Annotated in this window: 19 protein-coding genes, 1 tRNA gene and 1 pseudogene; 8 read left to right on the top strand and 13 right to left on the bottom strand. The window is 68.3% G+C overall.

Going from position 1 to position 24,420, the window contains the following annotated elements:
* Window positions 1-299: 299 nt before the first annotated feature.
* The 5 genes from F9C41_RS18245 to F9C41_RS18225 are packed head-to-tail and all read right to left on the bottom strand — an operon-like array spanning window position 300 to window position 3,119.
* Window positions 300-860, bottom strand: a complete 561-nt coding sequence (locus tag F9C41_RS18245) for a hypothetical protein (RefSeq protein WP_230689719.1) — start codon at window positions 858-860, stop codon at window positions 300-302.
* Window positions 853-1,542, bottom strand: a complete 690-nt coding sequence (locus F9C41_RS18240; protein WP_155388036.1) for a hypothetical protein — start codon at window positions 1,540-1,542, stop codon at window positions 853-855. Before F9C41_RS18240 ends, F9C41_RS18245 begins: the two co-directional genes overlap by 8 nt.
* On the bottom strand, window positions 1,539-2,075 hold the full coding sequence (locus tag F9C41_RS18235; protein WP_155388035.1) for a hypothetical protein: 537 nt from the start codon (window positions 2,073-2,075) through the stop codon (window positions 1,539-1,541). Before F9C41_RS18235 ends, F9C41_RS18240 begins: the two co-directional genes overlap by 4 nt.
* A 7-nt stretch (window positions 2,076-2,082) precedes the next feature.
* The gene (locus tag F9C41_RS18230) at window positions 2,083-2,469 is read right to left on the bottom strand and encodes a hypothetical protein (RefSeq protein WP_155388034.1); all 387 of its coding nucleotides are present in this window, start codon (window positions 2,467-2,469) and stop codon (window positions 2,083-2,085) included.
* Window positions 2,466-3,119, bottom strand: a complete 654-nt coding sequence (locus F9C41_RS18225; RefSeq protein ID WP_155388033.1) for a DUF7003 family protein — start codon at window positions 3,117-3,119, stop codon at window positions 2,466-2,468. Before F9C41_RS18225 ends, F9C41_RS18230 begins: the two co-directional genes overlap by 4 nt.
* Before the next feature lie 403 nt (window positions 3,120-3,522).
* On the opposite strand from F9C41_RS18225, the gene F9C41_RS18220 reads away from it, so the two are divergent.
* The gene (locus F9C41_RS18220) at window positions 3,523-4,575 is read left to right on the top strand and encodes a hypothetical protein (RefSeq protein WP_155388032.1); all 1,053 of its coding nucleotides are present in this window, start codon (window positions 3,523-3,525) and stop codon (window positions 4,573-4,575) included.
* A 122-nt stretch (window positions 4,576-4,697) separates the two neighbouring features.
* A complete protein-coding gene (locus tag F9C41_RS18215; protein ID WP_230689718.1) occupies window positions 4,698-5,297 on the top strand; it encodes a ferredoxin in 600 nt (199 codons plus the stop codon).
* Between the two features lie 720 nt (window positions 5,298-6,017).
* Here F9C41_RS18215 and F9C41_RS18210 read toward each other — a convergent pair.
* From F9C41_RS18210 to F9C41_RS18200, 4 genes and pseudogenes are all read right to left on the bottom strand, one after another.
* Entirely contained in the window at window positions 6,018-6,926 is a 909-nt protein-coding gene (locus tag F9C41_RS18210; RefSeq protein ID WP_155388031.1) for a WD40 repeat domain-containing protein, read from the bottom strand.
* A 436-nt stretch (window positions 6,927-7,362) separates the two neighbouring features.
* Window positions 7,363-7,638, bottom strand: a complete 276-nt coding sequence (locus F9C41_RS41820) for a DUF2716 domain-containing protein (protein WP_269058947.1) — start codon at window positions 7,636-7,638, stop codon at window positions 7,363-7,365.
* Window positions 7,639-7,709: 71 nt separating this feature from the next.
* A pseudogene (locus F9C41_RS41815) lies at window positions 7,710-7,793 on the bottom strand (DUF2716 domain-containing protein); the annotation flags it as partial.
* Window positions 7,794-7,975: 182 nt separating this feature from the next.
* On the bottom strand, window positions 7,976-9,550 hold the full coding sequence (locus tag F9C41_RS18200) for a restriction endonuclease (RefSeq protein ID WP_155388030.1): 1,575 nt from the start codon (window positions 9,548-9,550) through the stop codon (window positions 7,976-7,978).
* Between the two features lie 354 nt (window positions 9,551-9,904).
* Here F9C41_RS18200 and F9C41_RS18195 point away from each other — a divergent pair, with 354 nt between their 5' ends.
* Window positions 9,905-11,383 (top strand): recombinase family protein, encoded by a 1,479-nt coding sequence (locus F9C41_RS18195; protein ID WP_230689717.1) that lies wholly within the window; start codon window positions 9,905-9,907, stop codon window positions 11,381-11,383.
* A 2-nt stretch (window positions 11,384-11,385) separates the two neighbouring features.
* Here F9C41_RS18195 and F9C41_RS18190 read toward each other — a convergent pair.
* A tRNA-Leu gene (locus tag F9C41_RS18190) sits at window positions 11,386-11,469 on the bottom strand.
* A 137-nt stretch (window positions 11,470-11,606) separates the two neighbouring features.
* Between F9C41_RS18190 and F9C41_RS18185 the strand changes: the two genes are divergently transcribed.
* Window positions 11,607-12,167, top strand: a complete 561-nt coding sequence (locus F9C41_RS18185) for a P-loop nucleotide/nucleoside kinase family protein (RefSeq protein WP_155388029.1) — start codon at window positions 11,607-11,609, stop codon at window positions 12,165-12,167.
* A 93-nt stretch (window positions 12,168-12,260) separates the two neighbouring features.
* Here the strand turns inward: F9C41_RS18185 and F9C41_RS18180 are convergent, their stop codons facing one another.
* Entirely contained in the window at window positions 12,261-15,266 is a 3,006-nt protein-coding gene (locus F9C41_RS18180; protein ID WP_230689716.1) for a glycoside hydrolase family 2 TIM barrel-domain containing protein, read from the bottom strand.
* 165 nt (window positions 15,267-15,431) lie between these two features.
* On the opposite strand from F9C41_RS18180, the gene F9C41_RS18175 reads away from it, so the two are divergent.
* The 3 genes from F9C41_RS18175 to F9C41_RS18165 all read left to right on the top strand — a co-directional run bounded on the left by F9C41_RS18175 (window position 15,432) and on the right by F9C41_RS18165 (window position 18,115).
* A complete protein-coding gene (locus tag F9C41_RS18175; RefSeq protein ID WP_155388027.1) occupies window positions 15,432-15,956 on the top strand; it encodes a SigE family RNA polymerase sigma factor in 525 nt (174 codons plus the stop codon).
* The gene (locus F9C41_RS18170; RefSeq protein ID WP_155388026.1) at window positions 15,953-17,221 is read left to right on the top strand and encodes an outer membrane protein assembly factor BamB family protein; all 1,269 of its coding nucleotides are present in this window, start codon (window positions 15,953-15,955) and stop codon (window positions 17,219-17,221) included. The genes F9C41_RS18175 and F9C41_RS18170 overlap by 4 nt, the downstream gene beginning before the upstream one ends.
* A gap of 192 nt (window positions 17,222-17,413) precedes the next feature.
* Window positions 17,414-18,115 (top strand): DUF4386 domain-containing protein, encoded by a 702-nt coding sequence (locus F9C41_RS18165; RefSeq protein ID WP_155388025.1) that lies wholly within the window; start codon window positions 17,414-17,416, stop codon window positions 18,113-18,115.
* Window positions 18,116-18,178: 63 nt separating this feature from the next.
* Here the strand turns inward: F9C41_RS18165 and F9C41_RS18160 are convergent, their stop codons facing one another.
* On the bottom strand, window positions 18,179-19,174 hold the full coding sequence (locus tag F9C41_RS18160) for a hypothetical protein (RefSeq protein WP_155388024.1): 996 nt from the start codon (window positions 19,172-19,174) through the stop codon (window positions 18,179-18,181).
* Window positions 19,175-19,351: 177 nt separating this feature from the next.
* Here F9C41_RS18160 and F9C41_RS18155 point away from each other — a divergent pair, with 177 nt between their 5' ends.
* Window positions 19,352-19,837, top strand: coding sequence for a VOC family protein (locus tag F9C41_RS18155; protein ID WP_196279828.1), 486 nt, complete (start codon window positions 19,352-19,354; stop codon window positions 19,835-19,837).
* A 154-nt stretch (window positions 19,838-19,991) separates the two neighbouring features.
* Here F9C41_RS18155 and F9C41_RS18150 read toward each other — a convergent pair whose 3' ends face one another.
* Window positions 19,992-24,341 (bottom strand): LamG-like jellyroll fold domain-containing protein, encoded by a 4,350-nt coding sequence (locus F9C41_RS18150; RefSeq protein WP_155388023.1) that lies wholly within the window; start codon window positions 24,339-24,341, stop codon window positions 19,992-19,994.
* Window positions 24,342-24,420: the final 79 nt, after the last annotated feature.

Genomic DNA, 24,420 nt, shown 5'->3' with positions numbered 1-24,420 from the left:
GGCATAGTCAATGACTGATGCCTCGCTGGATTTGCGTGTCCGAGGGGCTACATGAACCCTAAGTACATGATCACAATGGCCGCTGACCTGCAATTATGCTGATCGCCAGGGGCGGAACCTGTCGATGACCATGCAGCAAGCGATTGATCCAGCGACGAAACGCCTCCGCACGCGGCGAGTATCTCGGCCGTGCAGCATCGATCAGCCGGATTCAGGTTTCTCTGAACTAGCGATGGCCCAGAGGAAGGGGTGGGAGGGAAGATCAGCTCGGCCTCGGGGCCACGCTTTCAGGGAATCGCTCATGTGCCGCGCGGCGCCGGAAAATCCGGCCTGCCCGTGAAGTTCCACTCCGCAGGCAGGCCGACACCACACGCCAGGCAGGTGAAGTCTTCGTCCTTCACGATGTTGATCTGCTGACACTCGGGGCAGTGGCGAAATTCGAACGCGGTGGTGAACCCGCCCGGATCGTCCAGACCGGCGCGTTCGCACGCCGCGGCCACAGCGGTCCAGGAGGAAACGCGCGGGCAGTAGCCGGTCGACTGGTTGGTGACCTCACTGACCAACCAACCCTGATCGTGGCGAGTGAAGGTGATTTCTCCAGCACTGAGCACCGGCTCACCACCGGCGCACGCGACGTGTTCGCTGCGCCGGGCCGCTACACGCAGAACGCCCGTCACATCGACGACGAACGTGTGCGGCTGCGATCGGTCCCGGGCCGGCAGGCCGCCAAGCCACTCGGCCACGTCGATTGCCGCCAGGATCGCACGACCGCTGCCTGCGGACGCGACAGCGTCGCGGATCTCCGGCGATCCCACGTACTCATATCGTTGCAGACCGGCGATGGGTGGTCCTTCAGGCACGACGCGTCTCCTCCATGGCGGTGACCTCGTCCGCGACGTCGGCGAGGACCAGGTCTGGATTCAACAGCCGCACGATGTGGTCGTCCAACGGCAGCCGGGCATAGATGTGCGTCACCGCAGCCTGGTCGATTTCGACCTCGTAGTAGTCGGTCGCGAATGCCCGATATGCGTCACCGCTGCCATCGCAGAGGATCTTCAGCAGACCGGAGCCGTCCGGGTCGTCGCGGTATCCGCGGACTGCGGGAAAGTCGAGGCGACCGGTGCGCCAACCGGCGTCTTCGCTCTGGCGCCAGAGGCAGAAGGTCGCGCTCAGCTTCCCGGCGTAGCTGAATGCAGGCTCGGCGACCTGCGAAGCGAACACGTCCGGCACGCCGTCGAGCAGACCTGGCCACAGCTCGCCGCCGTTGCCAAACCGGCTCATCGGTGACTCGTGGTCAAAGCCGCGGATGAACGCGCCGGCGGCAGTGAACACGATCGAGTACTCGTCCCCGCTGCCATTACGCATCGATGCCATCTGCTCACCGGTGTTCCAGGCTGCGTCGAAGGAGTAGTAGCGCGACTCCCACTCGGGGCTGATGATCACCTCAAGGATCGCCAAAGCACGGCAGCGGTGGCGCAAAGTCTCGATGTCCGGCAGCGCTGACGCGATGTCGTACACCGTGGTGACGGTGGCGGGACTCATGCCTTGGCTCCGTTCACGGTCCGGGCGTTCGACAAGGCGGCTTCGAACTCGCTGCCGGCGATCTGCATCGCGGCCAGCTTCGGGTCGTACAGGTCGAAGGGCGGGTTGAACGGCCATTCGTCGGGCCCCTCCGCAGTAACGGACCCATCGGATTCGATCACGACCTGCCGCAGGCGCCGCCCGTCCGAACCCAACTCCAGCAGATACGCCCCGTCGAACGTCTCTTCAACGTCCGGGTCCTCGTACCGCACGTGCACCACCCCACGACCGACGAGAACGCCGAACCCTGGCTGATCACACTGAGCATCCCGCTTGGCACGGAAACTCTCCAACGGTCCCAGGTCGTCGGCGCCAAGGTAGACAACTGGAAGATCCCACGCCTCGGTGCGACGCAGCACGTCCGGATCGGTGACGACTTCGACCTCGGCGCACTTCTCGACGATCTCCGCCGCCGACCCGGCCCACACCCACCACCAAAAGGCGCCCATGTCGTAATCGTGCGCGACAAGGTATCTGTTCGTCCCTTGGTTCATGACGACATCACCAGATCCACAAATGGTGGCGGCCAGACGAACCGCCGGGATCAGGAATTTGTAGGTGCGCTGCCTCCGGACCGCTCCGCGAGGCTTCATCCAGCGGGATAACGAAACGATGCTCGCCGAAGTCGAGGGCAAGAAACCGATCCGGGATCAGCTCGAACCCGTCGACGGTCGTGCCGATGTAGGAGCGCATGAGGATGGGCGAGTTTCCTTCGGGAAACCGCCAGCCCTGACAGCCGCAGTGGCCGAACGGATCGCTCACCGCCCGCAGGACCGGTCCGTCAAAGTGCAACTCGACATAGTCTCTGACGAAGCAGACGGCACTGACCTCTAAACCGACCAACTGCCGAAGGCCGGTCTCCTCGCCCTCAGCGATCTCCTTGCTCACAGCGACCCCGATTCCGGCCAGTTCGACCAGTGCGTATTCGGCGCTGCGGACGGCCGGTATCTGGTGGGATCACCGGTCGCCAGGACCTCGGCGAGCTGCCGGAACGTCTCCGTCTCACTGGGCAGCTGGTCGTAGTGGTCCGGCTCGCGATGCCGCCACTCTTCGAGCACCAGGATCCGAGGCAGCTCCGCCGGGATACGTCGACGCAGCTCAGCATCGTCGGCCAGCAGCAGATCGCGATGCTCCGGCACGAGCAGGCGAAACACATCTTCGAGCAGGTCGCCGACGCGTGCAGGCACCGGCACCCGCTGCCCGCGGACCTCGATCGGCCCGCCCTCGACGCACAGGTACTCCGGGTTGTCGCGATCCTCGATCTCGTCCATGTTGTCTATCCGGGAGTGGAAGTCCTCGACCTCGAAACCGGGTCGGCCTCGGGTGAGGCAGTTGCCGTACGTGTGCAAGACATCGACGACGTTTCCGGCACGGGGGTTGTAGCCGACAAGTTCGATCAACAACGCCCAACGGTGATCATCACGGAACACGTGCATCCGCGCGTCGATGGCCGAGTAGTACGGATGCTCGGGATCGGCGAACCCAGAGCCGCGCGCAGCACCGTCGAGTTGAGCGAGAACCTCCTCGGCTGCTTCCATCGCGGCAGCGTATTGCACAAGCCGGCCGTGTGGGCATCGGGGCGTAGTCCATCGAGGGGTGAATCAGGCGCAGACCGTAGTGCCGGAACAGGCCCAACCGATAGCAGCCACACGCACGCCGTCGTCTCCTACGCGGCCCTGGCCATGTGTAGGCCGCCTGGTGCGGCTGGTGCAGGTGGGAGGCGGTACACGGCGTCATCAGCGCCGACCTCGAGCTGTTCACCGCAGCGGCGGACGCGGCACACCGATTCCCGGCACAGGTGCTCATGGCGCTGTGGGCCATCGGTTGTCACACCCCGGCAGGCGAGCCGGACCTGCGTACCGCCCGCATCTGGGTCGAGTACACCCCGAACTCATTCCCTGAACGACCGGCTCGATCCGGCTGCGTTGATACAGTCCGCGAATGCCGATCAAGACCTACACCGGTGCTGCCGCGTTCCCGGTCGACACCGCGGACGACGTCACAGCCCTGGTGGAGCTTCTTGGACGGGCCGCCATTGACGAGCGGCTGCGCAACGACCTCGGCGACCACTTCGCGTTCGTGGCGGGTACCCGTCCGGAGTGGTTCCGGCCGCATCAGGACGCGGTCGTCACCGAGTTCATTGACGGTTTCGACGTGACCTTCGACAACCTGTGCGTGCTGTTCCACGGCGCACCCGATCGCCGTGTGGAGCACCTGGAGCGGCGGCTACGAAGCCGCTGGACGTACCAGCAAGCGTGGATGCTCGCGGCGATCGGAACCGAGGCCGCGCTCACCGCGATCGCCGGCCTCGTCCGCGACGGCGCGGACCCGGGCAAGGAGTTCGAGGACTCGGGCATCTGGACCCCTGCCACCGGGCCGGCACGATGCCGGTTCACTCCGCACCGGCAGGTGGTCGAACTCCGGACCGTGTCCGACCCCGCGGAGCTGCTAACCGCGGATCATCCCGTCGGACTGCCACTGGATCAGGTCGTTCGCCGACCGGAGGCCACCCCGGCGGTATGGCATTACCTTTCGCTGCGCCTCGACCAAGTGCCGGGTATGCCGGACTTGCCCGCCGACCGGGTGCACCTGGCCAGCCCGAAAGGATCGGTCGGCTGGACGCTGACCACGGCGGCGGGTCCGGACGGCCTCTGGCACGACGAGACCGTGACCTTCGACGAGCCGCCTCGCGAAGACGAAACCGAGGTCGACAACAGCGACCCGCGCGGCATCGGCGTCGCCGTGCTCCGGCCGTACGACAGCGACCTCGTCTACAGCAACGGACACGTCCTGTCGACACCGGGCGTGGTCGGGACGGCAGGCGGCCCACCGATAGGTCTCTACCCGAACCCACACTGCCGCAGCTGCGACCGCCTGATGTTCCACGTCGTCACCGTGCAGAACTACATCCGCGAGTACGGGCACGGCTGGCGCACCCTCTACCTGTGCGAGCGGTGCCAGATCACGACATGCACCGCCACGAACTGGAACTAACCCGCGACGAGCGCGGCCAGCCTGGGCAGGCACCGCGCGCCTGCGCGGAAGTGCCTGCGAGGTCTCCGGTGGGCGCCCCAGGTCCGCCGGAACATGACGCCCACGTCGGGCAAGATAGGGCGATGATCGGCTACTGGGACCCGCTGCCCACGGCCCGGCGGTTGGTGGAGAGCTTCAATGAGCCCGCCGAGGAGCTGTTCACCGGACGCTGGGAACAGCGGAACTGGCGCAACGTCCCGGGCCCCTTCTACGCCGGTGAGACCGACAGCCTGGCCATCGGGCGGCTGGATGCACCAGACCACATCTGCTACGACGACGATCTCGGTGGCGGGTTCGGATCCGAGTTCATATACCGCCAGCCGGTGAACGAGCGCGAGACCGAGGCCGTGGTCAACGGCTGCCGGTTAGAGCTCTACCGGGGCTATAACTGGGACGGCAACGACCACTGGACCGCGGAGACCGTACGTGGGTGGTGGCGGGACCGAAGCCGGGTACGGCAATGGGCTGTCGCCATCGCCGCCGACTGGGGAGCCGACACACACCCGCATTGGGGCTACAACGCCCACCCCAGATATCTGGGCCATTATCACGACGCCGCCCAAGGCCACTGGGACTTCGTCGCCTACCTCGACGACGGCCTGGAGGCATACCTACGCGGCTATCTATTCTGGCTCGAACAGCAGCGCCAGCCCCGGCCCGGCGAAGCTCTCCCCCACCTTTAGGTGCGCCGTCCCGGATGACGCCGTACTGAAGCAAGGGTGCTACATGCGTGCCTCACCCAGGCGGCGATCCCCGCCATAAGCCTCGCAACATCACCTCAGATCGAAGGAGCGTCGCTCCTTTCCACCTGTTGAGCGAGCCGCCCGAAACGCACCCCGAAACGCGGCCCGCGAACGTCATTTGAGCAGGGAAAACAGCACCTGAGATAAAGTCTGGAGTCTCCGGGGCTATATGAACCCTAAGTACATGATCACGATGTTGGCTGACCTGCGAATTCCATGATCGCGATACCGGGCGGCGGAAATCGCCGGGCCGCCAGGCTAAAGTTGCGCGAGCCGGTAGCAGCTCCGCCGCCCGCCACTGGCCGCCCGCTGGCCGGTCGCCGCCGCGCACCGCACGGACAACGCCCCGGAGACCGTCACGGCGGCCAACTGGGTGAGGGGGCTCGGCTGAGATCGGCGGCCTGTACGACTTCCAGGTCCAACCCGGCTTCGTGGACCACCGTCCATAGCGGTCGACGCGGCGGGCCCGTCCCTTGCCAGTGGGGCGGGCCTCGATCTGCAGTTCGGCATATGGAGTTGGAGCAGTATCGGTACTCCCCCGATGTCGGGTTCGGTGGCTGGCTGCCGATGCGGGCGGGATGAGGGTTTCGGGGTGGGCGGTCTCAATGATGATTTCGCAGGGGCCGCGAAACGTCACCGATCTTCAGTCGCTTGGCTCCGCTACGAAACCACACCATGTGAACGAAGGTCTAGCAGAGTGAGGCCTCCGTCGCAATGACGGCACACGGCTGCCAGAAATCGTCCCTCCGGTGAAAGCGAGAGTGCACCGAATTCACCGTCAAGGATTCGCCGGCGGTTCCCAGAGGGCACGTCGATCAGCCAGATGCCGGGATGGTCCTCGACAGTTCCCGACAGAGCAAGCTGCGAGGTCCCCGGCACAAAAGCGAATCCGGCCAGGTATCCCGATCCGTCGAGTGCCCTGACCTCGTCCAGAACATAGCGAACCGAGCCGGATGCCGAGGCGACAACCACCAGGTCGACGCCCGGATCCCTGAACTCTACCTGGCGCGTCGACGAGCTGATGCCCTCGGAGAAGGCGAGTAGGTCGCCCGCGGAATCCAGTGCAAGGGCAGTGCCGACAGCAGGGCCACCACAACTCTGTTCGAGTGACATCTCACTCCATGAATAACTGCCATGCGGCTTACCCGTCAGAACCGCAACCGCACCACCTTTCGTCAAGCGGATCAAGCCCTCACAGCGTCGGAGGACTTGGAAGTAGGCAACGTCAGCTCCCGGCCGCCACACGGCGAGGTTCGCGGATGGTACGACAGGACGAGCTTCGAGTCTTTCGAACCTTCCTTGCGACATCACCGCGTCGAAGGCTGCTGATCCATCACCGCAGTCCAGCACCAAGCCGATGGCTTGTTCTCCGATGGCGCTGATCGATATCGGCGAGAAGGGAGTACAGCGGCTGTCGGTGTAGGGAACTTCGACCGGCTGGTGGCTCTCGGATTGCTTGAACCACAGACGCACGGGACCTTCCCAGGCAGGGGCGGTGACGTAGTACACCGATCCGTCGTCCATGGCGGCGACCAGATCCACCGTGTCCGTGCCATGGGGGTCGCTCACGACCTCGTTGTCTGGGCCGCGACCGCTACACCCCGCGATCAGAGCGAGCGTCACCAGGAGGACGGAGGTGCAGAGGCGACGACGCGTAGTAGTCAGAACCATTTTTATTTTCTGCTTCCGCGGAGATCGAACGCGCTGCCGTATTCGATTCGCGCTTCGTGCCTGTCGGGTCGTACCAGGTCAGCTGAGGCTTTCCCGTTCGATGCGAAAGCACATAGCCCAGCACTGCGTCACCGACCTTCTCGGGGTTTCTCACCGTAATAGTAGCCCGCATGGGGAGGCCTCTTCCGTTGGCGGGCTCTGCCGTACCTTCCACCTTGGAGCCAATCCAGGCACCGCTGCGGCTTCCAAGATCGCCATGGCCGGTCGGCGGCGGACGACGTCAGATCGTCGCCCGGCTAATCTGGCCGTACGGTCTCACGTTGGCGGTCCTCGTTCACACCGTCACCTGCTGGCCGTCGCGGTGTATGACCTGGCCGAGAGCGTCGTGCAACTTGGCTTCGACCAGGTCCAGCAGGTCGCCGCCGAAGGCGCACAGCGACGGCTCCCACGGATGGCCAAAAGTGCCGAATCGGAAGTCTTCCGCAAGGTAGATGAAGTAGTCGCCGTCAGGATATGGCGACAGGGGCCAGCCTGGTCCGCCCGGTGGGTCGATGTTGTCCGGCCCGACAAGGCTGGGCCAAACGCGGTAGTCGAGGTGCTGCCAGTCCAGGCACAGGAGCGCCCGTCACCGACCAGCCCGGTGAGCCCAGCGTGCACGGCCTCGACCAGGTGGTCCAGCCGTGTATAGCCGACATCATCGCCGAGGCTGCTCAGGCTCCAGGTAACCGACGGGGTGGGCTCGGTGATCGCCGGAAAGCGGTGCATGCTGGGCCTGAAGTCGAACTGCGCATAAAACGGTCCCACACCGCCACTTGCTCGATGCCCAGCTCCTGGTACGCCCTCGGCGCCACCGCCGCACACTACTCGACCAACTGTCGGTGACACAGCGTGATAACGCCGCTGGTGGCAACCACGAGCGTACGTCCGCAGGCCGAGAAGCCGGCGGCTCATGATGGCCCTGTGCTGGCCGTCTTCGGCCGCTTTATGCCGATCAGCACATCTTTGCCTAGGTGTTCTTTGATGAGGTGCACCAGCCGCGGACCGTCGACCAGTTCGATGCGTCCGTGGTCACGAGCCTTCTGCCAACCGCCAGTGGTGAACCACGATGTGGTCACCAGGACGCCGTGTCCGGCCTTTTTCTCCTCCATCGCGCCGGCCAGCTCGCGGATGTGGTTCACGCCAACGACATCCTTGTACCGCTTCGCTTGAACGATGGTGAGACCGCCGACGAACGGCGTTGGATTGAAGACCACGCCATCAACGCCGTCGTCCTTGCTCGGCGTCGTCGTCCAACCCTGCATGCCCATGGCCTCGAAAACCTGGCGCACGAGGTGCTCGAATTCACCGGCACTCAGTTGCATCAGGTCGGGTCGCGAGTCGAGCATCGCTACGGCGTCCATGCCCTCGACAAACGCATACTTTGTGCGGTCAAAGTCCAGGACCGGGGTGATCCCCTTGAGCTCGTATGGGTGCTGCGAGACCAGCGCGTTCAAGTGCCGCAGGCAGTCCTCCGGGTTGACCTGGCGCAGGTTCAACGAGCTGAATCTGTCCCTGTCCACGGTCAGGCTGATGAGGCAGGGATAAACGCTCTGCCCCGTGGCGGGATCCACGGTGTCCACGTGTCCGTTGAAGCCGACCTCCCGCAGCATCGGGTCGGCGTCGAACAGGTCTCGGGTCACCAACAACGCTACCTGTGCGATCGTGGCACGGTAGAGCTCAGCAACTTCCTTCGCGGGCCGCGGTGCCGGTCTGAGCTCATCCTTCGACTGGATGTAGCTGTAGCCCTTGACTACGGGAACGACGTCACGACTAGGCAGCTGTAGCCTGACGACCACCTGCTCGGCGTGCGGGCTGTAGATCACGTCGCTGCGGCGTGCGAACACGGCTGGCAGGGGCATGCGGCGCAGCACGGTCTGCAGGTACTTTTCCACCGCGTCCTTGCGCCTACTCCGAACGCCCGACGCCAATTCATCGATCGCCCTGTTGTGAGCATCTGCCGCCTGTTGCTTGGCGGCCAGCAGACCGAGGTGCTCCCGCCTCAGCGCCGCGAGCCGTTCGAGCCGGACGTGCTCGCTCTGCTCCCACGCCCGCTGGGCTGCCTCGTACTGCTGCCTTGCAGCGAGCTCCCGCTGTTCCTGCCTCGTACGGCCTTCGAGAACTGACTTGATCACTCCCGGACGCGAAGGTGCAAACATCTCCCATGACGGACGCTGCGCCGGCACACCGACTGCGCCCGACGCGAACGGCGGGCTCTCTGGAGCCTTCTTCAGAGAGACGAGATCGATGCGCGCTGAACGCCGCAGACCGACTTCCAGCAGACTCTGCAAGGAAAGCATCCGCTGCTGGACCTCATGGGTTTTGTTATCCGCCTCGCGGCCTCTGCTCGCAAGGTAATTCTCCCGCTCCGCGCGCTGCGTCGCCTTGACCGCGTTCTCTGCCGCTCGCTGCTGCCGGGCGGCCTCCTTGGCTTGAGCCTGTTGCCGGCGGTGGTACTCGGCGGCACTTGGCGATCGCTTCGCCATCTACTCCCCCAGACGGACCACCAGGCAAATGGACGGGCCCAATCATGCTACTGAATGCGAGGGCCTCAGTCGAGAGATCCGTAACGGAGACATGACGATGAGTGACTATGGGATGAACCCGTCCAATCTCGCTCCACCAGCCACGGGAACGTCGTCCCCGGCTCACGTGGCGCACCGATCCAGCAGGTCAGCGGTGACGGTGAATCCTCGGTGTCGCTGACATGTGAGCGCGACACCAACCGACATCGACAGGAACTCGATCAGCGCGACCCTTCTGGGGGATTGCCTCTAATCGAGCCAATTGATGATTATTTGCTCAATGTAGCGCGAAGCTCTCCCGAAGGGAGCCGCCGCATGGCTGACTCGGTTCAGCACGGTGGACCAGATCTGCTGGGCTGGTGGATCCGTCAAGCGCACGGTGCAGCCCGGGCGCCGCGCATGAACCGTCGCTCGTCACCTTCGGCCGGCGAACTCCGGTTCGTGTTCTACGGCCGGATCTCCACCACTGGCTTCCAGGACTGGATATCGTCCGCCCGGTGGCAGCGCGACTTCGCCGCGGATCTGATCGAGGGGCGCGGCACGATCGTGGCTGAGTTCTTCGACGTCGGCTGCTCGCGCCGCCTGGAATGGAGCGAACGGCCGCAAGCTGCGCTGCTGCTGGAAGCCATTGCTGACCCGCAACGGCCGTTCGACGCCATCGTGGTCGGCGAGTTTGAGCGAGCCTTCTATGGTGACCAGTTCCTACGCCTGGCGCCGTTGTTCGATTGCTACGGAGTGCAGGTGTGGCTACCGGAGCTCGACGGGCCGGTCGACGTCGACAACGAGCTGCACCTGTCGTTGCTGATGCTGCTGGGCGTGCACTCGCGGCGGGAGGTGCTGCGCTCCCGCTTCCGGGCCAAGGCGGCCATGCAGGCGCAGGTCGCGTTGCAGGGCCGACATGTGGGAGGCCGCCCACCTTACGGGTATCAGCTCGTGGATGCCGGCCCCCACCCGAACGCGAGGCATGCCCGATGGGGCCGCCGTGCGCACCGGCTGGAGCCGGATCCGGTCACCGCGCCGCATGTGCAGTGGATCTTCGTGCAGCGCTTATCGGGCCGTAGTGTCGCCGGCATCGCCCGGGAACTCAATGAGCTGGGTGTTCGGTGTCCGTCTGGTGTCGACCCGGTCCGTAACCCGCACCGCGGTGGCGCGGCCTGGACCCTACGGACCGTGGCGGCGATCCTGGCCAACCCGCGCTATACCGGTCGGCAGGCATGGAACCGGCAGCGCACCGACTATGCTCCGCTGTCGGGAGCCGATGATGTGCTCGGCCGGTCAGAGGCCCGTCGCTGGAACGCGATCCAGCAGTGGGTGATCTCCGAAGACGTCGCGCATCCACCGCTGGTCAGCGAACAGGACTTCGTCGCCGCCCAGCAGATCAACGCAGTTCCGAAGGGCGCAAACAGCCCACAGACTCGCTACTCGCTGACCGGGCTGATCAGATGCCACCTGTGTGGCCGGGTCCTGGACGGGCACTGGGTGCATGGCCGGGCCGCGTACCGGTGCCGGCACGGTCGACGCAGCAGCAGCCAAGCCGACTCGGGCCTGCCACGCAATGTCTACGTGCACGAGCGCAAAGCCGTCACGGAGGTGGCAGCCCAACTCGGCCTGCCCGACGATCCCAACACCGTATCCGCCTACCTGCGGGCGTACCAGTTTGTGATCATGTGCGGACTCGGCGGGGTCGTCACGGTCGAAGGCGCGAATCCCCCAGTCGCCCCGACCGCTGCGAGCGTCCCACACCAGCGCCGACCAGCAAAAACCCCCACCGAGGCAGGCTCGCGTGGGGGTTAACGTGTCCGAGGGGGGACTTGAACCCCCACGCCCTATACGGGCACTAGCACCTCAAGCTAGCGCGTCTGCCATTCCGCCACCCGGACCGGTGGTGTCCGACCTTCCCCGGCCACCTTCGGAGGCATATCTCCGCTGGTGTCCGGCATCAGCCGCACGAGCCACAACGATACACGCTCCCCGTTGATCACGCACATCGGGTTACCGCTGTCGGTAGTCTCCGAGCGTGAACGCTGCGGTATGGGTCGTTGCCGGTCCGCCAGGAGCCGGCAAGAGCACCGTCTCCCGACTACTCCTGGCCGCCCTCGACCCGGTCCCGGCCCTGCTCGACAAGGACGTCCTCTACGGCGGCTTCGTCGCCGCAACCCTGCAGGCCGCCGGCCGCCCGCACGGCGAGCGCGAGGGACCCTGGTACGACGAGCACATCAAGATCCACGAGTACCGCGGTATGACGGCCGCGGCCCACCTGATCCGCTCTCACGGCTGCCCGGTCCTCCTCGACGCCCCGTTCACCGGCCAGATCCATGATCCAGACCGGTGGGCGACGTGGGTCGCGGAGCTCGGCGGCAACCCGGTCCACCTGGTCTGGATCCGCACCGACGCCGTCACCCTGCACGCCCGCCTGACCGCCCGCGCCCTGGCCCGCGACGGCCAGAAACTCGCCGCCTTCGACACCTACCTCACGGCCATCCGCGCAGGCGTCGAACCACCCGTCCCCCACCTGGCCATTGACAACCGCCTGGGCGCCCCTGACCTGCGCGAGCAGCTAGAAGCCCTCCTGCCCTGAAGCCGCGCCGGCCGCAGAGCAGGAAGGCACGCCGTCGAGCATGAACGTCCCGGCGGACGTCCCCGGGCCACTGGCCGCATCCCGGGCGTTCGTTCAGCAGGGCCGCAGTAGCAGCGTCATGGACGCCGGGCGGGCGGTCAGGGCGTGCCGGGCTAGTACGCCGGGGCCGCAGGAGTTGCTGCCGATGCCGTGCTGGGCCAGGTCGACGTTGACCCACACGTGTTCGCCGGGGACCAGATCGGTCTGGTGCCGGGCGGCGTCGATCTGCTCAGACGTCCACCGGCGGGCGGTGAGCTGGAACAGCGGGTCGGCTTCGATCCTCAGCCCGGTACCTGAGGTGTCGCTGATCGTCGCCCACCGCACGTCCATGCGGGCGCCGTTCTCCTGCGGGAACACGTACGGGGTCTGCATGGTGTCGACGGTGGCGGCGAACCGGCCCACCCGGGCGGCGAGCCGGGTGTCGGCGTACGCCTCGCCGGGCCCGCGCCCGAACCAGGTGACCTGGTCGCAGGTGGCGGGAAGGCCGAGACGCAGCCCGAGCCGGGGCAGCGGGACGGTCCACACCCCGTCGGGAGTGACGTCGAGCTCCAGCCGCAGGGCGTCCCCAGCCTCGCTCCACCGGTAGGTGACCAGCAGCCCGGCGTCGACGGCCGCCGCGGCGACGCGGGTACGGACCGTGAGGGCCTCGGTGTCGACGGTGACGTCGATGGTCCGTTCGTGTACGCGGTGCAGGCCTGCCCAGCGCCACTGCGCGGCCAGGGCGTGCGCCTCGTTGTCGGTCGGCGCCCGCCACAGGTCGATCCGCGGCGGGTCCAGTGCCGTCCCGGCGAACTCGACGAGCCGGCCGCGTTCGTCGAACCGCGCGGCGCGCGGCACGGCGAAGCCTGCCGAACCGGCGGGTGCGTCGGTGGTCGTGGTCCGGACCGGTGCGAGGCTGTCCAGGGCCAGGCCCGTCGCACCGGCCCCGTTGATTGCCACGGTTGTCGCCACCGTGTTTGCGGTTACCTCCGCCGTGTGCGAGGCCACGAGCGCCGATTCCAGGGCCGTCAACGCCGGGTGCGGTCGCGTCACTGCCGAGTCAGCGGCGGGCCACTGGCCCCAGGCGATCTCGTGTCCGGCAGGGGCCCAGGCGGTGTCCTCGGCGAGCACCGCGCTGACCGTCCACCAGGCCTCGCCGGGCTGGTCGGCGACGTTGAGGGCGGGCAAGGCCAGGACCCCCGAGCTGCCTGCGGCGAGCTTCGGGCAGGCCAGGTCCCCCCTCCCCTGCGCGACTCCGTCGACCTCGTACACCCAGCGCAGGGTCAGGCCGGACAGGTCGGTGAAGTCGTGGCGGTTCTCGATCGTGAACGTGCCGGAGCCGGCGTCGGTGATGCGGATCGGTTCGATGACCTTCTTGTATTCGAGCAGCCCCGGCGACGGTGTCCGGTCGGGGAACACGAGGCCGTCGCAGATGAAGTTGCCGTCGTGCAGCTCCTCGCCGAAGTCGCCGCCGTAGGCGTGGAACTCGCGCCCGTCAGGGGTGCGGCTGCGGATGCCGTGGTCGATCCACTCCCAGATGAACCCGCCGTGCAGCCGGTCGTACTTTTCGAACAGCTGCTGGTATTCGTGCAGGCCGCCGGGGCCGTTGCCCATGGCGTGGCCGTACTCGCACTGAATGAACGGCATGACGCGACGCCGCACGTCGAGCAAAGGATCGTCGAGCGGCGGTTCTTCGCGGCGTCCGATGAGGTCGACTTCGGCGTGGTCGGCGTACATGCGGCTGTACACGTCGGTGTACCGGCAGATGTGGTCGCCTTCGTAGTGCAGAGGACGGGTCTCGTCCAGGGCCCGGATCGCGGCGGCCATGTGGCCGAGGTTGTCGCCCTCACCGGCTTCGTTGCCCAGCGACCACATGACGATCGACGGGTGGTTGCGGTCGCGGGCGACCATGCGCTGGGCTCGGTCGACGAGGGCGTCACGCCAGGCCGGGTCGGCGGTGGGGTTGGCCCGCCAGTCGTTCTCACCGAAGCCGTGGGTCTCCAGGTCGCATTCGTCGATGACCCACATGCCGAGCTCGTCGCACAGGTCGAGGAACCTGGGGTGCGGCGGGTAGTGACTGGTGCGTACCGCGTTGATGTTGTGCTGCTTCATGAGCAGCAGGTCGGTGCGCATCAGTTCTTCGGTGACGACGCGGCCGTGGTCGGGGTCGAATTCGTGCCGGTTGACGCCCCGGAACAGGATCGGGCGGCCGTTGACCGTGAACCGCCCGTCCTCGATCGCGACGGTGCGGAACCCGACCGCGAGCACGGCCCGTTCGGTGGCGGTGGCGACTTCGACGCGGTACAGGTGCGGCGTCTCGGCGGTCCACGGCGTCACCGGCACCTCGACCGCGAAGCCCGCGGGTGCGGCGGACAGGCCGAGTTCGGGGCAGGTCAGCACTGCGTCGGCGGTGGTGTCGACGCGCAGGCTGCCCAGGCCGGTGCGGTGGTCGTAGCCGGCGTGCACGTGTACGTCGGTCAGGCCGCCGGCGGGGCGGGCGAGCAGGGTGACGTCGCGGAAGATGCCGGGCAGCCACCACATGTCCTGGTCTTCGACGTAGGTGCCGGCCGACCACTGGTGCACGCGTACGGCCAGGGTGTTGCCGGTCGGGCGCAGCAGGTGCCCGACGGCGTACTCGCTGGGCAGGCGGCTGCCGAACGTGACGCCGAGTTCGGTGCCGTTGAGCCAGATCCGCCCGCACGAGTCGATGCCGTCGAAGCGGAGCACGGTGTCGCCGCCGGGCCAGCCGCCGGGCAGGTCGAAGGTGAGCCGGTGGTCGCCGGTCGGGTTGTCGGTGGGCACGTGTGGCGGGTCGACGGGGATGGGGTAGCGCACGTTGGTGTAGATGGGGTTGCCCCAGCTTCCGTCGCGGCGCTGCAGCGGCCAGTGTGACGGTACGGCGATCTCGTCCCAGCCGCTGTCAGAGAAGGCCGGATCGGCGAAGTCGGCGGGGGTGTCGGCGGTGGGCGTCAGCCGGAAGCGCCAGGTGCCGTTGAGGCTCAGGCGGGCGGCGTCGGTGGCCGGGTAGGCGCGGGGCGGCAGCGCCCCGTACCCCGTCGAGATCGTCTCCAGGTATCCCACGCCGACAGGTTCCAACAGGACCCACCAGATGTCAACACACGCCGCGGGCGCGACCTGCGCCTACCGGAAAACGTCTTCCTACGGCCGCCCGCCGGTGATCACCACGGTAGGTTTCCTTCCCTCCACGCCCACCGCGGCAGGCGTCTGAGTAGGCAGGGGGTGTTGATGGACACGCAGCAGGCACAGGCGTCCTTCGAGGAGTTCGTAGCGGGGCGCTCAGCCGCACTGGCCAAGATCGCATACCTGCTCACCGGACACCGCGAGGACGCCGAGGACCTGCTGCAGGCGGCGCTGTGCCGGGCCGCCGTGCGATGGGCGACGATCGACGACCCCGAGGCGTACGTGCGCCGCATCCTGTTCACCCAGTCGGTGTCGTGGTGGCGCACCCGCAAACGACGCCCACCGGAGACCCTCACCGACGAACCACCCACCCTGCCCGTCGCACCCACCGACCAGGACCTGCGCCTGGTCCTCGACGACGCGCTGCGCCGGCTCACCCCGAAACAGCGCGCGGTACTGGTGCTGCGCTTCTACGAGGACCTCAGCGAATCACAGACCGCCGAGCAGCTCGCCTGCGCTGTCGGCACGGTCAAGAGCCAGACCCGCCACGCCCTGGCGCGGCTGCGAGAACTCAATCCGCACCTGGCCACCCTGGTCGGGGACCAGCCCAGATCGGTGGTGACCCGGTGACGACCGAACTGGGCCGGATCATGCACGACGTCGCCGACAACGCCGGGATGCGAGTCCCGTCCGGGCTGTACGCCCGGGCGCGCCGCGCACGGCGACGGCGGCTGGCCGCGCTAGCCGCGGTGACGACCCTGCTGATCGCCGGTGCAATCGCCTTTCCCGGGTGGCGGCCGAGCCCACCGGCGCCGGCCGAGCCGGGCATCGACCAGCTGCCCACCGTGCTCGTATCGCCACCGGCGGGCACGGCCGCACTCCGCGACGCCCCGCTGTCCCGCGCGCTGGCCCTGTACGCCACCGCCGACCAGTTCCTGCCCGGCGAGAACTCCCCGCTGACCGTCGTCGGCAGCGACGACCGGTACCGCGAATACGACCGGCCCGAATGGACCTTCGCCTCGGGCTGGACGAATACGATCCTGCTCTCCCCCGACGGCCGGTACGTGCTCATGGCCCAGTGGGGATCCGGGGACCGCCTTCGCAGCCGGCTGCTGGACGTCGCCACCGGCGACGTCCGCACCCTCGACGCCGGGGCACCGCTGACCTGGTCACCGGACGGCGCCCTCGCGGCGCTCGTCCACTACAACGGCGACGGGACCAGCGACGACCCCGTCGGCGGCCAGATCACCGTCGTATCCATGCCCGCCGGGCGAAAACTATGGCAAGTCCCGCTCACCCCACTGCCGGGCGTGTTCCGCGAACTGCGCGCGGCACTGTCACCCGACGGGTTGATGCTCGCGGTCCAGCAGCGTGACCAGGTCACCGCGTACCACCGCGACGGGACCGTCGCCTGGCGTGCGCGGGTCGCCGGGCAGCTCGCGGGCCGGGCCGCGTGGACCCCGGACGGTCGGCGGCTGTTGCTGTCCGACGCGCGGGGCCGGCTGCTGCCGCTGGACGCGGCCTCGGGCGCAGCCATGGCCGTGCTGCCCGGCGCCGAAGGAGTCCAGCGGGTAGGCCGCGAGATGACGCCGCTGGTCGACGTGGTCGGCTGGCGTGGGGAAACAGCCCTGGCTGTCATCGGCAACCAGCGGCTGTACGAGCTGAGCGAGCCGCCCCGCGTGCTGCTGACCGCCCCCGACACCGTCTACGAGCTCGACGTCGCCACGCTCCATGTCGGCGCGCAGCCGCGTGTGCCAGGGGTGGCCGATCCTGGCCCGCCGCCGCCTTTCCGGCTCCCGGGGTGGGCGGTGGCGTTGGTCGCGGTGGCGGTGATCGCCCTGCTGTCGCGGCGCCGGCCACGGCACGTCGTACGCGACTGGCTGCGCGGCGTTTGACGGCCGGCGTGACCCGACGGCGCCGGACTGGGGCGGTGTTGCCGCGGCGCGAGGCCTGCGATGTAAAGAAAGTTTGACGCGACGCGCCGTCAGGACGTACCGTCTAACATGTCAAATATTTTTAACACGCGGGCCGATGGTCCGCCGAACAAGCGCGCCCTGCACCACCCCCACCCACCCTGGAGCAGTGCCATGACGAACACGAAACGCACCGCCCGCATCACCGGCCTGGCCTACCTCGGCCTCGCCATCACCGGATTCCTCGGCTTCCTGTTCATCCGCGAGCAGCTCTACGTACCCGACGACGCCGCCCGCACCGCCGCGAACCTGATCGCCCACGAGTCCCTGGCCCGCCTCGGCGTCCTCGCCGACCTCGGCATGGTGCTGACCCAGGCCGTCACCGCCGCCTGGTTCTGGAAACTGTTCCGGCCCACCGACCCCGTCGCCGCCGGGTCCCTGGCAGTGTTCGGCCTGGTCAACTCGGTGACGATCCTCGTCGGCACCATGTTCTCGGCCACCGCCCTCGACGTGGCCCTGCGCGCCGACACCCCCTCGGCCGACCAGGCACTGCTGCTCTACGAGCTCAACGGCGCGGCGTTCACCCTCGGCGCGCTGTTCTTCGGCTTGTGGCTGATGCCGATGGGATGGCTGGCCATCCGCTCCGGGTTCATGCCGCGCCCGCTCGGCTGGATGCTGCAGGCCGGAGGCGTCGGATACGTGTTGAGCCTCATCGTGGCCGTGACTCTGCCCGAGGCCACCGGCGCCGTCTCCGCCCTCGTCGTGCCCGCCACCATCGGCGAGTTCTGGATGGTCGGGTACCTGCTAGTCAAGGGGGTGTCGGACCGGGCCGCCGCCGCCGGCCCCGCGATGCCCGCGCAGGTCGCGACGGTCTGACCGGGGCCGGACACGATGCGCAGCGGCGCCGCCCGGGGCGCGGCGCCGCTGCTGGAGCAATGCTCAGGATCGCAAGCGGTCTGCCATCAGCTGCCGGACCGCCTCGGCGTCGCCGTCATCGGCATGGAACCGCATCGGCGACGTGTCCGCGTAGACCTCGCTGGTCTCGTACGCCCGGTCCTCCAACTGCACCGCCTCCCAGTCCGCGGCGAGCCGCTCGGCGATGGTGAGGCCCCGCTTGCCGGACAGGAACAGCGTCTCGCCGTCGGAGTTCGCCTGAGCCGCCGCGATCAGCCCGATCCCGGGTGCGTAGGCGTGGCGCACCGGTGGAGCGAGTAGCGGGCTGAACTCCTCGACGATCAGGACGTCGTCGTAGCAGATGGCGGGTGCGCAGACCTCGTCGGCGGAGGTCCGGATGACCAGTCCGCATTGCAGCAGGCCGATGGCGGGTGCTTCGGCGCGCAGATACGGCGGCTCGTCGCGGTCGGGGTCGCCGGGCACGACGACACCGGCCCGTGCTCCCGCGATGCCCGCGATCCAGGCGCCGGGTGCTCCCGCGGGGAGCTCGTCGGAGATCAGCTCGGGGTACTGCCCCAGCTGCCAGACGTTGCCGTCGTCGTCCTGGGCTTGGAAGACGAGGGCGGACTCGGCGGCGGTGCCGTCGCGCCAGTCGCGCTGCCACAGCACCCGTGTCCATACGCCGTCGACGTTCTTGACGAGGTCGGTCGCGGTGATGACGACGACGTGGGGCAGCAGCGCGCCGTCGTCGTTGGCGACGGCCTGCAGGGTGAGCTCGGTGCCGGGTCGCAGCGGCTGGTGGAAGTTGTCGAGGTCGGCGGAGTCGTCGAAGTCGCGAGCGCGGAACCTGGTCAGTGGCGGGCAGGGGCCGGGGTCGGCGGTCGCGGCCGGGGGTAGCACGGTCGCGGCGGGGCCGGGATCGTCGGCCGGGTCCGGTGTGGCCTGTGCGGCCGCGGGGGTCAGGGTGAGTGTGACGGCGAGCGCGACGGCGGAGAGGGTGCTGTGTGTTGTCCGTCGTGGAAGAGCGTCGTGGGTGTGCATGGTCCCGCCCTCCTCGGCCGTGAACCGATGGGTGCTTATGCCCCATGTTCGGAGATTAGGGGCATTCACCGGGAATCTCCTATCGAGGTCACCCGTCTGCGCCGCCGGTTTGACCCTGACGTGGCGGCAGGCGGCACCGTCGAGCCCGAACAGTTCTTCCAGCACCGAGGAGTACCCATGACCACCAAGCCCATCGCCCGGACCGCGCCGGGCATCGACCGCGGCATCTACCCGATGCCCGCGTTCGTGAAATTCGAGGCGACTGACCTGGGGGCCACCGCAGCGTGGTACGAGACCGCCGGGTTCGTCGTCCTCGCCGCCATGCCCGGCCCGGACGGGACGACGATGCTGGTCCACCTGCGCCGCCAGCGATACCAGGACATCCTGGTCGTGCCCGCCGGCGGCGCCCCGACCGGCGGCGGCCGGATCACCATGGCCGCCGGCGGCGACGACCTCGTCCGGCGTGCCCAGGAGGTGGCCGCGGCCGGTGGCGGCACCGTGCAGGGACCCACGCCGACCCCCTGGTACAGCGACGACCTGGTCCTCACCGACCCCGACGGCAACGTCGTGGTCCTCACCGAGCCCCGCAGGCGCGACATCGACGCCGACGCCGCATGGTCGGCAATGGTCCGCACCAGCGTCGGGCGCACCGTCGCCCCCTGAGGCGGTGACCCACAGTCGGCGGGCGACGGTCGGTCCGCACGGGCTCCGTGGGCCACGCCCTTCGACAGGGCCGGCCCCACGGTACGCAAAGGCCGCCTTCGGCCCGCTCGACGTGATCACACGCCGAGCAGGCCGAAGGCGGCCGCTCGATCCGCTACCGCCGCCAGACGATCTGGCCGTCCGCATCGAGCAGCACCAGATCACCGTCGTCGCGCAGCACGAGCCTGTCGCCGGTCGAGCCCCAGGTCGCGGTGTCCCAGATCGGGACGTCGCCGCTGTTGTAGATGACCAGGTTCCCGTCGGTTTGCAAGCTCAGCCACGAACCGGGGTTGCCCCAGGTCGAGCTGTCCCACAGCGGCTGGCCGGCCTGTCCGAGCACGAGGTTGCCGTCGGACTGCATGACCAGCTCGTAGCCGCCGGTGTCCGAACGCAGGTAGTCACCGGCGACCATGTCGTGGCCCTTGGTGAGCGTGTTCGTGCCCGGTGGCGTCTCCACGAACGAGTTGTACATGCCGCGCACCTGCATGTCGGTCATCGCGCCCTGGAATGCGCGCACCTCGTCGATGCCGCCGTTCCACCGCCCGCCGCCCTTGCCGCCGCCGACGGTGAGCGGTCCGGTGGCGTTCCATGCTCCCGCCCAGGCGGCCGACCCTTGGAGCTTGCCGTCGACGTACAGCCGCAGCTGCCCCGCCGCCTTGTCGTACACGCCCGTCAGGTGGGTCCACCGGCCGAGCTCGGGCGGTGCCGCCGACGTCGCCCCGACCCAGTTGGACGTGGGGCAGCCGTCGCAGGTGTGCATCGCGAACGCCCACCGGTTGACGTTGACGTCGTAGTAGAGGAAGAACCCGCTGGTGGTGCTTCCCTGCTGGGTGACGGCGGTGTGGTAGCCGTCGCTGTCGGCCAGGTCGACCCAGGCCGAGATGGTGAACGACTGGTCCGTACGCAGGACTGCCCTGTCCTGCCAGACGGTCAGGTCCCCGGAGGTGCCCGTCTTCACCGCGCTGCGACCGCGCTCCTGGGTGGCCTCGCTGTAACCCTCCTCGGGGAAGTACTCGCTGTCCAGCCACAGGCCGTGCCCGCCGGCCGAGTGCCCCGCGCCCACCGCGGAGCCCCGCGTCAGCGCCAGCCACCGGCCCCACGCCGTCGAGTCCGGCGCCTCGCACGTGTCGATGATGTCCGCGGTGTAGCACGGCACCGCCGCACTGAAGTCCCAGCCGGCGACCTGCACCGGGGTCAGGAATCCCGGCTCGTCGAACCCGCCGGAGCCCGGGTCGGTGGCCAGCTGGCCGGTGAAGTCCTGCGGCACCAGCACACGGTCGAACACCTGCACGTCGGCGATCTGGCCGGACCAGAAGCTCGCTGCGGCGCCGTCCCAGAGCTCGCGGCCCAGCGTGATCCGCTGCCGGTTCGGCCACGGCTGCAGCCCCTGCGCACCGGCGGACACCGGCGACCGGCCGTTGACATACAACGTGGTCTTGCCCGTGACCGCGTCATACACACCCGCCAGGTGGGTCCATACGCCCGTCTCCACCGGCACCGGCGAGTAAACCACGCCCGTCTCCACGGCGCTGGCCGTGTCGCTGGTGTGCATCCACATGGCCCACCGCTGGTTTCCGCTGTATCCCAGCACGAAGCTGTCAGCCAGGCCGCCGTCTTGAGCCACCGCGATCCTGTTGCCGGTCGGCAGCGGCTGGCCCTGCTCGCCCAGCTTCACCCATGCCGCGACGCTGAACGACTTCGTCGGATCGATCACCGGTGTCGCCGTCGAAGCCCGCGACGAGGTTCCGTTGAACGAGGCAGTCTCGGCGTCGAGCACGCGGACGTCGCTGGGCCAGGTGACGTCCGTGACCGATGCCAGCGGCTGGTCCGTCAGCTCGGTGACCGACAGGTTGTCCCAGTACACGACCTTGCCCGGATTGCCGGTGCGGAACCCGTTGTACAGGCGGATGAACGCCTCGGTCGCGTTGGCGGGCACCGTGAAGTCGACCGACAGGCGCTGCCATGAATCCACGATCGACGCCTTCGGCGACGACACGAATCCGTAGGTGCCGGTCTTGTGGTACACGGCGATGCGCAGTCCGCGCCCGTCGACCGGGTTCAGACCCGTCGCGCCGGGCACGTAGATCCAAGCTGACGCCCGGTAGCTGCGGCCTGGCTGCATGCCCAGCCGGAAGCCGCCGGTGTCGCCGCCGGGCGCCGCGAAGGTGTCCTCCGACGCACCCGACGCCAGCGGCGCGAGCTGCAGCGATTCAGTGCTGCCGCCCTGCCCGCGGTCGGTGTCTATGGACATGTCCGTCGCGTGGTTGTCCGTGATGAAGGTGCTGATGTCCGTCATCTGGGACTGTGCCGGGGTGAGCAGTTGCGCGGCCAGGGCAGGCTGCTGGTCGGCCATCGCGTGGGTCTGGCTGATGCCCGGGTATGCCTCCAAGCCCCACCGGGCGATCGGCGGAGACGCCCTGCCCACGGTGAACTCGACCGTGCCCTTGCCCTCGTTCAGGGTGCTGTCGACAGCCCACACGTCCACCACGTTGCGGCCGAACTTCTGCGCGGTCACCTCGACCTCGGCCCACCGCGGGCTGCCGCCCTGCGCCGCGACCTCCGTCAGGGCCCCGCCGGTCCAGCTGTATTTGAACTTCACCACGTCGGTGGCCGTCGACTCGAATCGCAACCGGCCCGGCATGCCGGGCCCCGACGGCAGCGTGAGCACCTGCGCGGTGGCCGGCGGCACCGTCGTGTCCACGACGAACTGGCACCACGCCGACCACGGCCCCGTCAGCGTGTACGGCGCCCGGTCGGTGGCTCTGGCCCGGAACGCGTACGTGCTGTCCCTGACGACCGTCACTGCGGCGCTGGTGGCGCGCGTGTTCGGGGTGACCCCGGTCTTCTGCGGCGGCGCGGCCAGCCGGGCCGGCGAGGTGTCGGTCACCGTCGAGATGCCCCCGGCGGGCACCTCGATCCACTCGAACGTCCCGGTCAGCGAATCCGTCGGGTCACCGTCGGCGAAGATCACCGACAGGGTCGGGGACAGGGTGCCGACGGTCACCACGCCGGAGGCGGGACAGCTCACACCCGCCACCTGCGGGTCGAGCGGGGCGCCCGGGACGGTGTCGAAGTCGACGAACAGCTTCGCCTTGGCCGGGTCGAACCTCTTCCACCGGTCCTGGGTGCTCTCCCCCGTGCCGTTCGCGGCCCGGGCGGTGAAGCCGAACGTGATCGAGTTCCAGCTGCCGTTGGCGGCGGCCTGCACCTGCGAGGTCACGCCCGCGCTCGCATAATTCATGAGCATGTTCTGCTGGTTGCCCGAGCAGCCGCCGGCCTCGTTGGCATGCCCGAAAGCGTCATCGAGGAAGCCGCCCAGAGTCATCTTCGACCAGGTCGCCTTCATCGTCGCGTTGATCGCGGGAGCGGCGTACATCGACGACACGGTGTCGCCGCAGGACCACGAGTGGTCGAGATCCATCTCCACCCGCGCCGACTCGATGTGCTTGCCCTTCAGCGACACGTTGTTCGCCGTGGTCGGGAACTCGAAGAACGAGCGGTACAGGGCGCCGGTGTCGGGGTTCAGGCCCACCCGGGCCACCGAATAGTCGGTGTTGGACGAGTTGTTGTCGGTGGCGTAGGCCCACTTCGACTTCGGGGCCGACCACGCCGGGTCGACATACAGCGGGAACACCGCGTCGGGCGAGTCCAGCAGTGCCGTGTCCGGACTCAGCACCAGCTCCCGCCCGGAGACCTGAGCCGCGACCTTCGCGACACGGGCGGCGTCGCCTGCGGCGGCCGCCGACGAACGCGAGCCGGCGACCGACGTCTTCGGCTGCGCCGTACGGGCTGCCGCAGCAGCGGTCCGGGAGTCCCACATCACCGCCGGTTCGGCCGCGGCCAGCACCACACCGTCAGCGACCGCGCTCAACGAACCGTCCCGGCCCCGGACGATCTCGGCGTCACCGCCCAACCCGAACCGGATCCGACGCAGCGCCGGGTCGGCAGCCGCGGCCGCTGACTTGATCACCAGTACGTGCGTGAAGCCGGTCCTGGTGGCACGCACCACGAGATCCACGTTTGCGAACACGTTGCGGTAGGTGACCGCCTCACCGGACACGGTCGGCACGGGCAGCGCCCCGGCCGGCCACGTCAGGCTCATCGACCTGCCACCGCGGGTCAGGGTCACCAGCGGACCCGAACCGCCGGCGGAGAAGGCAACATCTGCCACGGAAACCGCGGGCCGCCACCGCCCGTCGCCGCCACGGCGCAGGCCGAGATCGATGTCGACCCACGCGCCGCCGGCACGCGCCCGCTGCGGCACGACCGACGCCTCCAGCCGAAGGCCGCCGCCCGGCAATGCGAGGACCTGCGTGTACTCGGTCCGCGTCGCGTCCACCGCGACAGGCGAGTCGCACGAGGCCGCCAGGGCCAGTGCCGCCTTCTCCGATGATGCCTGCTCGGCACAGACCGTCGCCGCAACGGCCGGCGAGGCGTCGACGTACGCCCCCAGGCCGGCCACCATCACCCCGCACATCAGTAATGCCGGCAAGGCCCGCCATGACAATGTTTTCACTGAATCCCAGTCCCCGTCATCGATGTTC

This window comes from Catellatospora paridis (genome assembly GCF_009720365.1).
In the GTDB taxonomy this organism is placed as follows: domain Bacteria; phylum Actinomycetota; class Actinomycetes; order Mycobacteriales; family Micromonosporaceae; genus Catellatospora; species Catellatospora paridis.
Note: the sequence above shows the minus strand (reverse complement) of the source record. Positions and strands in the feature narration are given on the sequence as shown.